Origin of the sequence: Paracoccus actinidiae (assembly GCF_030863885.1) — a bacterium.
Lineage (GTDB): Bacteria > Pseudomonadota > Alphaproteobacteria > Rhodobacterales > Rhodobacteraceae > Paracoccus > Paracoccus everestensis.
On the sequence record NZ_CP132956.1, the window covers coordinates 3,112,217 to 3,124,504 of the forward strand.

At 61.0% G+C, this 12,288-nt stretch carries 4 protein-coding genes; 2 read left to right on the top strand and 2 right to left on the bottom strand.

What is annotated here, in order from left to right; all coding sequences use genetic code 11:
• Window positions 1-95: 95 nt before the first annotated feature.
• Entirely contained in the window at window positions 96-1,739 is a 1,644-nt protein-coding gene (locus tag Q5701_RS15530; RefSeq protein WP_306751905.1) for an IS66 family transposase, read from the bottom strand.
• A 504-nt stretch (window positions 1,740-2,243) separates the two neighbouring features.
• Window positions 2,244-8,732, bottom strand: a complete 6,489-nt coding sequence (locus tag Q5701_RS15535) for a peroxidase family protein (protein ID WP_306751906.1) — start codon at window positions 8,730-8,732, stop codon at window positions 2,244-2,246.
• 502 nt (window positions 8,733-9,234) lie between these two features.
• Here Q5701_RS15535 and Q5701_RS15540 point away from each other — a divergent pair.
• Window positions 9,235-10,608, top strand: coding sequence for a sensor histidine kinase (locus Q5701_RS15540; protein WP_306751907.1), 1,374 nt, complete (start codon window positions 9,235-9,237; stop codon window positions 10,606-10,608).
• 8 nt (window positions 10,609-10,616) lie between these two features.
• Window positions 10,617-11,279: a response regulator gene (locus tag Q5701_RS15545; RefSeq protein WP_306751909.1), complete on the top strand. Its 663-nt coding sequence runs from the start codon at window positions 10,617-10,619 to the stop codon at window positions 11,277-11,279.
• Window positions 11,280-12,288 lie beyond the last annotated feature (1,009 nt).

Genomic DNA, 12,288 nt, shown 5'->3' on the forward strand with positions numbered 1-12,288 from the left:
ATCAGACCAAGATCACAAGCGCAATACCGTGCCCCGCAATCTGCCCCGGTTACGGAGTGGGGGGGTAACTGGGGCAGATTTCCGGGCAACTCGGTTCAGGCAGGCCGAACGGCGACGAGCTCTGGAAGAAACGGGATACAGCCAGTGAGCCCTTTGACGCCGAGCCGGTCACCCAAATAGGCGAAGAAGGAGATGCCAAGCTTTCGGCAGGTCTTCATCAACCCGAGCATGACATCGCGAGCCTGGCGGCCATCGGCGCTCATGGTGCCGCCCGAGATCCGGCGCTTGGTCACGCAAGCGCGCAGGTCGTTTTCCGAGGCATTGGTGTGGAGCGGGATCTCGGGGCGCTCCAGCACCTTCAGCAGTTCGTGCTTTCGCCGGTGCAGGCGAGCAAGCAACTGGCCCAGCTCCTTGTAACGGGTGCGTTGCCCGAAGATGTCGTCGAAGCGTTGGGCGAGGACAAGCGCCTCCTTCGCGGACGGCTCTTGCTTCCACAGCTTCAGGTTGCGGTAGAGCGCCCAGATCTGGTCTTGGACCTTTTCCAGCTTGCGCGTCTGCTCGGGGGTTTTCGGCATCAGCTTCTGCAGCAGCCGCTCTGCATGAACCCAACACAGGGCATGATTGGGAATGCGGAACTGCCCGGCATCGTCGGACACGACCACCGTGTTGCCCATCAATCCATGGTGGCGCACCGCGCCCCAGAGGGCCGCCTCGGTGAACTCGCGCACCAGTGTGCGGTCGAAGACGTCGAGGCGCAGCCTCACCAGATGATCATACCAGGCCATTTGCGAGGCAAATGACGTCTCGCGATGGGCAGCAAGCTTGCTGATGACGTCCGGCGCTACCTTTCGGTGGCGCATGTAATCGAGCGCCGCATCGTTGATCACATAATCCTCGCACCCGGCCCGCAGCAGAGACAAGAAGTTCAGCCGTGACTTCGAGCGGCCCGTGCGAAAGACGCTGAACCGACTGCCGCCGATCTGCGTGGTGATGCCATCACGGCGGGCATGTCGGGCACCGGTGTCATCCACGCTGATATAAGGCGCGGTGGCCAGGCCTGCCCGCAGAATCGCCTGATCCTCAGCGACAAAATCGTCGAGCCCGCTGGTCAGGATACGCACCACCTGGCGCTTGGAGATGTCCATGCCGATCCCGTTCAGGATCGCGGTCAGCCGCTCCGTCGTCACCTGCCCCTGGGCATGAAGCACAAGACAGAACAGGCGCAGGTTGGCGCCAAAGCCGCCGAGCAGTCCTTCCGGCAAGGGCGCAATGACCCTTTTGCCCTCCGGTGTCAGCCAGCGCTCCCGCCGATAGCGGATGAGTTCCGCCGAGATTACCAGTTCGCGGACCAAGCAAGTTTCATAGCCCTTGAAGCGCGATCCTGCTGGAGCCTCAGCTATCAGCACTTCCTCGCGGCTGACACGGTCCGTGTCTCGCTTGGCGCCCCTTGGCCGACGTGTCCCGCTTGGCTTGCCGGGTTCGCGGTTCGTCGCCTTTTCCATGCCAGACGGTTTGAACGGCGGCCGGGGCGGCAGGTTCTTCAAGCGTGCAATCTCGTCGCGCAAGTCTTGGTTCTCGGCCTGCAGGGTAGCACGAGCCATTTCGGTCTTTTCGAGCTCGTCCCGCAGCTCGGCCACCTGCGCCTCAAGTGCTCCAAGCCGCTGCGACAGATCGACAACAAGCCGGCGCAAGGCGTCGGGCGGCAGCGTCTCAGATCCATCGTCCGAAAGCGGGCTCATGCCATGTTGAATCAGACATCTGCCACAGGCGCAACAATCCTGCCCGGAAATCTGCCCCGCTTACGAGTGGGGGGTAGCTGAGGCAGATTTCCGGGCAACTCGGTTCAGGCGGGCCGAACTGCGACGAGCATGTTGAATCAGACATCTGCCACAGGCGCAACAATCCTGCCCGGAAATCTGCCCCGCTTACGAGTGGGGGGTAGCTGAGGCAGATTTCCGGGCAACTCGGTTCAGGCGGGCCGAACTGCGACGAGCTCCGGAAGAAATGGGATGCAGCCGGTGGCCCCCTTGAGACCGGGCCGATCACCCAGGCAAGCGAAGAAGGAGATGCCGAACTTTCGGCAGTCTTCAGAAAGCGGATGCATCATTGAAGCTCATGTCAGCTCGCCTTCAGAAGGCCATATTCGAACGCTATCAAGCGAGTTCTTCCAGTCGATGAGCCTGAAAGCTGATGGTGCGCCCCTTTTCAGGGCGCACCGGTTCTTCAAGACAGGCAGACCGCGTTCAGAACAGAAAGTCGCCGGCCTCGAGTTGTACCACACCCGCAATGCGGATGCGGGCCTCTGCGCCTGTGTCGGTGTCGGTGTCGATGAACACCAAGGTTTCGCCCCCCTGAATGCTGTAGCGGACCTGGTTCGACGATCCAGCAGCGAAGCCATCAGTCCCGATGAAGGTGAAGGGCAGGGCCGCAAGACCCCTGACGTCGATTAGGTCGCCTCCGGTATCATCACCACCTTCAAAGTCGAGGATGATGTCGCTGGCGGTCACGGTGCTTGCGGCCAGACTGGCGAAGACGAAGATGTCGTCTCCCGCCTCCCCCGTAAGTTGATCAACACCCGCCCCGCCGATCAGGACATCATTTCCGGCACCGCCGAACAGGAGGTCGTTGCCGCCGTTACCGCTGATCGTGTCGCTGCCGTCGCCACCGGAAAGACGGTTGACGGCATTGCTGCCGAAGAAGGTGTCGTTGCCAGTGCCCCCGATGATGTTCTCGATCCCCGTGACCGTGTCCGACGTCCCAGCCGTCCCGCCGCTGCCCGCCACGACCGCGGTTGCCACGGCAAGATCGATCGTCAGGCCCGAGCCATAGGCGCTGTAGTCGATCGTATCGATCCCGGCCCCGCCATTGTAGACGTCCCGGACGTCATCGACCGTCGCGAGAAGCATATCCACGCCCGCGCCGCCCGACAGCGTATTGGCCCCGCTGTTGCCGGTCAGGTTGTCGGCACCATTGCCGCCGGTAGCGTTATCGATACCCAGAGCCGAAGTGAAGCCCGACGCGAAACCGGTGGTCAGGTTCACCACCGCATTTCCCACGCTGGTGCCATAGCTGAGCGTATCGGTGCCATCGCCCAGGTCCAGCAGGATGCTTTCAACACCCACAATGCTGGCCAGACTGCTCATCGACACCACGGAGGTTCCGTTCCAGTTGGCGGTAACCGCGTTGGCGGCGGCGTTTCCGTCATAACGGATGACGTCGGTTTCCGTCCCGCCATCGACCGTGTCGGTGCCGTCTCCCCAGGCAAAGCGGATCAGGTCGTTGCCGGCCCCGCCCTGAATGTTGTCGTTACCGACACCGCCCACCAGAAGATCGGCACCCGCACCGCCGACCAGCGTGTCGGTGCCCCCCTGCCCATACAGCACGTCGTCGCCGTCGCCGCCGGTCACGCTGTCATTGCCGGAATGTGCATAGACGATGTCGTCCAGGTTTCCGCCAAGGATGTTGTTGGAGCCGGTGGTGCCAGAACGAAGCACCATGGTTTCATCTTGGAACGCACCCCCGGGCGCGGTGAAGCGCAGGTTGATCGTATGGGTCTGCCCTTGGCCCAGGGCGCCAGTCAGCGTCATAAGCCCATCTGGGTTGACGGCGACCAGCGGACTGCTGCCCGCCTGAAGCGTGAACGTGCCGGCACCGGTGTCGCTCAGCAACTCGCCGATGGTCGCGCCGTTGCCGGGCAGCGCTGTGGCGCCGGGCAAGGTCGATACCCGCAGGGACAGGTTTGCCCCGAGCAGCACACCGATCGGTGTCCTCAGGTCGATCGTCCGGTCCGCGAACTGCAGCAACTCAATGTTCTTCAGGAAGTCGGTATCGTCGAACAACACCCCCCGGGTCGTCAGCGTATCGGTGACCGAGATGAAGCCGTCATCGTTCACGTCATAGGCGGCCTGGATGATGTTTTCGCCTGCATCGTTCAGGTCGCCGTCGCCGTTGAGGTCGATCCGCTGACCGCGGCCTTCGATGACATAATCGGCCCGGTTGCCGCTGAACAGCGCCGTATCCACCCCACCCGGCGCCTGGACCAGTTCACGGACGATGGACATGTTGCTGGGACTGATCGTTCGGTCCAGCAGCAGCGACTGCAGCGACCGTCCCCCGAAGGCTGCGGGCAGGTCGAACCGCGGATTGCCCGCGCTGTCCGTCTGCCAGACCTTGCCGGCGAACGCGCCGCCCGCCGCCGTCTGGCCGTTCATCGACTCGGCCGAATAGGTCTGGTCGCCGACCACGATCTTGATGCGCACGTTCAGCCAGGCATCGCCGTCGATCACATCGAACCCGCCCCGGCCCTGGATGAGGTCGGACCCGCCTCCGCCCAGCAGCATGTTGCCGTCCCGGAACATCACGCCGGCATTGCTGTAGGCAGCGGGGCTGAGTTCGGCCAGCGTGCTGCGCAACCCTCCAAACCACGCGGTCATGCCGCTGATCCGCGCCAGACCCGCCGCGTCGAGGACATGCTCGCCGAAGTCCAGGCCTGGATCCAGGTCACCGGCAGTGGTTCCCCGGTTGTCGCCCCGGATCGTGTCGTTGAACTTCCAGCCGGAGAAGCCCTCCATCAGGTCAAAGCGGTCGCGCAGGATGTCGGCAGGAACCGAGGTGAAGATCGGGATGTTTGCATCCCAGTTCACGCCCGCCACGTCGTATTTCGCGATCGCCCAGTCAAAGCCGAACATGCCTTCGAACCGCTGGACGCCGATCCCCGAAAAAGCGATGTCGTCGCCCGACTCAAGGTCATAGTCCTGGTCGTTGCCCTGGCCCCAGGCGACATCGTGGCCGATGATGGTCGAGTTGAAGAACAGTTCGGAATTGTCGCCCGAAATGACGTCGAAGCCCTCGCCGCCTTCGATCCAGTCGTCGCCCTCGTTGCCCAGAAGGTTGTCCGCACCCGAGCCGCCCAGGATGAAGTCATTGCCTTCACCACCGAAAGCCTCGGACCCATCTTGGCCGATCATGATGGCGTCCTTGCCCTCGCCGCCGAACAGCAGGTTGATGCCGCGCGCCGCCGAGATGACGTCATTGCCGCGTTCACCGCGCAGGAAGTTGTCGCCGAAGGGATCCTCGATGATGTCGTCGCCGTCGCCGCCGAAGACCTGGTCGGATTCCTGCCCGGCATTGAGATAGTCGTTTCCGCCGTCGCCCCACAGGGCGTCGATGCCCAGATCACCCTTGAGGGTGTCGTTGCCTTCGGTCCCGCCAAGCACCACATGCTCGCCCCCCCGGAAGATCAGGGTGCCGCCGACATCATGCGTCTTGCCGTTCTCGATCACGGTCGTGGCGCCGTTGTAGTGGCGAATGACCTTGGGGTCGATGTTTTGCAGCAGCGGATCGTCCCAGATCGGGTCCTTGCCCGGCTTGTCGCCGTTGTAGTCGCGCTGCGCGATGCCGCGATCCAGTTCCAGGATCATGTCGGGGGTCAGGAAGGCGTGGCCATACATGTGCGGCGCGTATTTGTCGCCCATCGACGAATTGCGCATGATGATGTCGGCGAAGCTGTTGGCTTCCAGCGCGTCCAGCAGGTTCAGGCCCTGAACACGCGACAGGTAATAGAACCGGTCGCCGTTCTGAAGTTGCTCCATCTGGTATTCGAAGATGAAGTTGAACGTCGATCCCAGCATACCGCCGAATTCGTTCAGCTTCTCGGCCAAGCCGCCGACCCATAGGTCGATGTCGTTGAGACCGCCGCGCCCATGGGCTGCACTGGCGCTGCTGGCATAGGCGCCCGTGGCGTTTAGAAACGCCATTCGATCGGTCGGTGCCTGTTCGTTCGCCTCGATCGTGCCGTTGCCGTTAAGGTCGGTGTCCCCCAACACCAGCAGGGTGGCGGCAGTGCGCTTGGCTTCCAGCGAGTCCACCGAGGTGATCGAGCTGTGCGAGCCATAGGCTGCCACGAAGTTGATCAGCGACACCGGGTTCTTGAGATGCTGGGCGAAGTCGCTCCAGCTTTCATAGGGTTTCAGATCCGCGACGCCGAAGTCGTTATAGAGTTGATCGCGCGTCTGGTTCAGCGACGGAACGCCGGTTTCGCGGGCCCGGGCGAGGTTCAGCGCCGCCAGATCCAGCGGCAGCCCCAGAAGGTTGCTGCGGAGCGCCGGAACGATGAATTCGTCGATCTCGGATCCCACGTCCTCGGACAGGCCGCGCAGGATGGCGCCCTGGATGTCGTTGAAGTTGTCCGCCGTACCTATGTAGGCCTGAGGGTTCAGGAACGCCTCGATCAGCGAAAGCTGCTCGCCGTCCGCGGCGTTGATCGGGTTCAGGTTGTTGTCGACCCGGTCCACCGTGTCGGTCAGCATCGAGTGACCGAAGCGATAGATCGCGTGGGCGAATTCCGCCACGATCGAGGGGTCGATATCGGCGGTGTTGGTGAACACGAAGGGATCGACGGCGGGCTGGATGCGCCGGGCGAATTCCTCGAACACCATGTGCTGATACTGCATCTCGGTCGAGAAGCGGGCCGCTTGGAACATCCGGGCGCCGTCCCACTTCAAGGCGTCGATCTCGGCCTGGGTGTCGGGAAGTTCGGTGATGTCCACCAGCAGCCATTCATTGATGAACGCCAGATCGCCGCTTTCCAGGATGGTGTGCTTGTTTTCCTCGACGATGCGGTTGTGTTCGGCGTGAAACACCGAATGGACCGCGGACAGGCCGATATTCTCGTTCCCACGGCCATCGCCGGTGATGAAGTGGGAATCCAGCAGCTCGTCGTCATAGGCGGTGTTCTGACCACGCGTATTCACGCCACCCGAGTAGCCTACCTCATCGTCGCCGTCCGGCTGCAGGACGCCCCCAGTGACCACCGGCACAGCGTTGTGAGCGATGTCGTCCAAGAAGGCCGGGCCTGCCGCCACGCTGCCCTGAGTGCTGATGCCAGCGGCGGAGCCTTCTTTAAGCCATGTGGTCGCATGCGTGGCGTCGGGCGCCATGACCATCTGGGCATAGCCGTTCGGCCCCAGTTTCAGGTTGCCATATTGGTCTGTAGCCAGCAGCGGCACACGGTGGACGTCCGTGTCCTCCAGCCGGATGCCCAGAACGTCCAGAGCCTGTTTCTTGACATCCGCCCAGGTCCCGATGGTGCCGTGCATCTGGCCGTCCATGAGACGCCCGGTCGAATAGGCCTTGAACCCGTCGCCGACACCGTCGCCATTCAGGTCCACGTTCAGCCGGACCTGTTCGCGCAGGAACACCTGGTGCGAGGCGTGCGACGTATAGGTCTGGTTCTGGTCTACGAAGGACGTGGTCATGTTGGTGTGCGACGTGCCGTCCGGCGTGGCGCGGGTCAGCGCCATGAACCGGAGGTGAGGCGGCAGGTCGTCAGCAGTGCCAAACACCTTGTCGTCCCCGGCGATCAGTGGATCGTCGTTCTCTAGCGGGATGTATACCGTCCCGTTGCCGCCCTTGGTGACGAGGTCCAGCCCATGGTCGAAGAACTGGCCGAAGATGGTGAACAGGTTGTTGAACGAAGGCGTCAGGCCGATGTCCGGCGAGACGTTTTCGATGCGGATGCCGCCTTCCGGGCCGACCTCCAGTCCGTACTTGTCCATCAGGCTTTCCAGAAATGCCTGGGCCTGTTGATAGCCGCCTGCAGCCGTGCCCGCATCGGCGACTGCCGTGTCATAAGCCTCTTGGGCAGCGTCACGCGCCGCAGTGGTCTGATCCACAGCCGCCTGAGTCTCGGCGGCCTGGTCCTGGGCTTCGGTCGTGGCCTGGGCCAGAGCGTCAGCGCTGTCCTGCGCCGTGCCGCCGTTTGCCGCAACCGGGTTATAGGCAGTCGATGCGTTGGTGACGGCAGCCAGGTCGGTCCCGTCAACAGTGCCGTTATCGTCCAGTGTATCCAGGGCGGTCAGCAGATCCTGCGCCGCACTTTGCGTATCAAGCGCCTCCTGGGATGCATTGCTGCCCAGCACCGTGACGACGTCGGACGCCTGGGTGGCGGCGGCAGAGGCGGCGTCCTTGGCCGCCTGGTACAGCGTCGGGATGTTCGGGTTGGCGGGGTTTGCCAGGATCGCCACGACCAAGGCATTCACAGCCGCCTGGGCCGCCTGGGCGGCATCCACGGCTTCGTTCGCCTCGGTCGTCGCAGTGGACAGGGTGGTGACGGCTAGGTCGGCCGCGGCATCGGCCGTTGTCGCTGCACTGTGGGCCGTTGTCGCAGCCAAAAGATTGTTCTGCGCTGTGACCACTGCCACGCTGGCGGTGTTGTTGACCGAGGCAGCGTTAATCGTCGCATGATGGGCCGAGGTGATCGAATTCACCGCCGCCGTGGCCTCGGTGCCAGTGATGCCCAGCACCTTCAGGGCAGCATAGACCGCCGCTGGGTTGCCGGCCGTCTGGTCCACGATCAGGTTGGAAATCGTGCGCGGATCGGCATCCACGACATTGCCCGGCTGCCCATAGTTAGTGTTTGTCAAAAGCGGTGTGCCTGGTGCGCCGACCGGAATGCTGTCGCCGTCCTGGTCATTGCTGTAGACCGGGTCTGTCAAGCGTGGAAATGGGGTGCCGCTTGCTCCCAGGTCTTCTTGCCCGGGCAGCAGATTGTTGTCGCGGCCATCGACCGTGCGAAGGCCTGCGGGCATCAGGGCGGCGTCCTGGGCGGACACATCATAAACTTGCTGGATGGCCTCGATGGTCGTCATGCCCCCGGCATGAAGCTCGGCGACCTTGATCTGCTTCAGGATGAACTGAAGATCGTGACTGTTGACATGGAAACTCGTTGACATGGCTATCCCCTTCCCTGGAACCAAGCTGGGAAGCACTTCATGACAGCAGGACCAGTCGTCCCCTTCGTCAAGCGCAAGCGTCGTGGCGCCAGAAAGCACCATCGAGACGGCCTGTTGTGGACCGCAGTATCCTTGATGTTGATGAAGTGTTCTTCCTTGGCGACCAGCCTTAAATCATCGAGTTCGCATAACAAGGACGACATAAGGCCATGCCATTTTCAGACTTTGGTCCTAAGACGTTCGACTAGGAGTTGTATAGAAAAACGGAAGGTTCTTACAAACGTTTGATGATACTAATCAATCCTTTTTCAAAGACTTTCATTGAGTCTCTCTGTAAAAGAAAAAAGGGGCTCTATGCAACCTGGGCGAGAATTTAATATATAGCAATTTGCACCGTTTTTGGTCGTCAACTTGTCTTAAAAGATAAAGTTTTTATTTTGCGTTGGGCTTGGCTTGACCTATTGTTCCAATTCAGAAGTTGTAAGTAAATCGTGGTCGATTGATGGGCAATTCCAATGCAGTGCTTTGGTGGTCATCACTAACTCTCTCCCGGCAATTTTACATGTTATGTGCAGTGCTTTTGATGCCAAGCATTGGAGTGCTGGGGCAGTGGACACTGTTTCGCGTCGAAGCAGCCGTCAAAGAAGATATCGGCAACCGCTCTAGCGTCTATTTCAGACATTTTTTCTGGGATTATCTTCCTGAATTGGAACGGAGCGGCAGCTTCTCAGCGGCTACCATTGAAGCCATGGGTCAGGCAATTGCAGCCCCGGCAGCGGATTTAAATCTAGTCGCGGCCAAAATCTGGACCCCGGAAGGTCGGATTGTTTTCGATACCGACCCAAGTCTGATCTCGGAGCAGTTTCCTGTGACCGAAGGCTTGGCCGAGGCAGTGGGCGGCACGGTAGCCGTCGAATTCGACAACAGCCTAGGCGATCATTCGATTTACCCCGGGCAGAAGGTGCTCGCGGTTTACGTCCCACTTCGCCACCAGGCCGAAGGCCCTGTTCACGCCGTTGCCGAACTTTACTATGACACGACGTCGCTTCTGGCGATGTTCCAATGGATCCGATCGCGAACATGGATAATCGTTGCGGTGGTCCTAGCCGTGATCGCCTTGGGCATTCATGCAATCGTCGCGCAAGGCGATACCGTGATCGATCGGCAGAGGTTAGAACTGAAGGAGAAGGTCGAAAGGCTGACGCAGCTTCTTGACCACAACCAAGCCTTACGGCTTCGCCTTCAGAAGGCCTCCTCGCTCAGCGCTGAGAACTCGGAGTTTCATCTTCGCCGGATCGGAGCTGATCTCCATGACGGGATCGGCCAGCTGCTGACGATTTCCCTTTTGAAGCTGGACCAGCTTTTCCCCGAGGGTCAGGCCAGAAGTCGTGACTACCACATTCTTCATGAGATGCTGGAGGAAGCCATGGGTGAGGTGCGGGCAATGGTGTCTGGACTGTCTCTCCCCCACATGATGGAAAAAGGTTTGGCCGATGCCATCGGTCTGGTCGTCCGAAAGCACCGGCACCGCACATCGACCACCGTGGACTGCATGATCGAGCCGGACCTGAAGGAAGTCGGCAACCCCGTAAAGCTGGCCATCTGCCGGATGGTGCAGGAGGGGCTGAACAATGCTTACAAGCACGCGGGTGGCAAAGGGCAGTCCGTTACCGTCTGCAGGGAAGGACGGTTCGTGGTCGTGACCATAAGTGACGAGGGGCCGGGCATGCAGCCGCACGCCGTCAGCAATGAAATGCAGCAGCTGGGGCTGATAGGGCTGCGCAATCGCATCATCAGCCTTGGTGGCAATCTTTCCGTTAACAGTGTTCCGGGCGAGGGGGTGACCTTGACCGGCTATTTTCCAACAGATGTCTGAGGTGTCCAATGCTCTCCTCGATTAGGGTCGCCGTCGTCGATGATCATCCCCTGGTGCGGGAGGGGATCATTCATGCCATCGGCGCCGCCGCCGACGACATCATGGTGGTGGGCGAAGGCGCCACTGCCGCCGAGGCGGTCGAACTTGTCCGCACCCTCACCCCGGACGTTCTGCTACTGGATCTTAACATTCCTGGGCTGGGCCTTGTCGCGCTTGGGGAAATAGCCAGAATGCAGTTCCCGACCCGGGTGATCGTCCTGACTGTTTCGGAAGACAGCGACGATGTCATGGAGGCGCTGCGTCATGGCGTCAGCGGATACGTCCTCAAGGGCATCCGCGGCTCTGACCTAAAAGACATCATCCGGCGCGTTCATCGTTCCGAGCGCTATGTCTCGCCAGAACTGGCCGCGCGCCTGCTGTCCGACCTGAGCCGCCCTTCCATCCGCCCCGATGACTGCCTGAGCAGGCGCGAGTCCGAGATCTTCAGGCTCGTCCGTCGGGGCTGCTGCAACAAGGACATCGCCAAGCATCTAGGTATCACTGAAAAGACTGTAAAACACTATATGACCACGATTTTCCGCAAGCTCGAGGTGCGCAACAGGACTGAACTGGCCGTGTTGAACCCGGCTGCCCGGTCCGCGCCCGCTCAGGCGCCGTGGCCGATTATCTAGAGCAAAGCGCGGCCTTCGGCCTCTGAGGCACGTGGGATCGACCTTGGGTTCTGCGAGGCAAATGAGGTCTCGGGGTGGGCGGCAAGCGTGGTGATGATGTCCGGCGCTACCTTTCGCTCGTTTGTAAAACGCGGCGCCATCACGCCCGGGCGCCTGCCTGGCCGCGCGCTGCCACAGCCAGCATCCCTCGATCTCAGTCTCGAGCGAGATTGGCCCCGAAGCCGCGAGCAGTCCTTCCGGCAAGGGCGCGATGATCGTCTCGCCTTCCGGGGTCAGCCAGCGTTCGCGCCGGTAGCGAACAAGCTCGGCCGAGATTATCAGTACGCAGGCCAAGCAAGTTTCATAGCTTTTGAAGCGCGATCCCGCTGGTGCCTCAGCTGCATGCTTCGGTCCGTGGTGGCGCAACAGCCGCCAACTTGATGCGGGTTCAATGCAATTCCGATATGATCATCTCATTGGTGTGCTCGATATGGGTCGGCAACACTTCCGACCATGGCATCATAGGAACCGCGTCTCAGGAGAACCTCGAAGGCCTGCTGTTAGGAGGCAACGCCAGATAACTCTGGCGGGCAGGCCGCGTATGATACCCTGATTGGCATGAACACCAAGGTGCATGCCGGTGACCGATGCCGACAGGCGCCGATCCAATTCTTCATGACGGCTGAGTCGGCGACTGTAGGAGCAGCCGCCCTGCTGGAAGGTTTGCCCTTAGCGGAATGGTTGCAGGCAGACTGGGAGCTACAATGCCGATTAGTTCAAAGAAGGTTTAAAAAATAATGGGATCACCCTCTTTCATCCTGCATGGAAGTCCTGTGAGCAGCCGTCAAAAATGGTTCAGGCGCCGCTACAAACGCCGTAACAGGATCGAGATCCTGTTCGGCTGCCTAAACAACTAACGACGCATCGCTACGCGCTACCACAGGTATTCGAAGGTCTTCCTCTCCGCTGCCGCCCTCGCCACAACCATTATGTTCTGGCCATGAAGCACGACGAGTCCTGACCCTGAGCA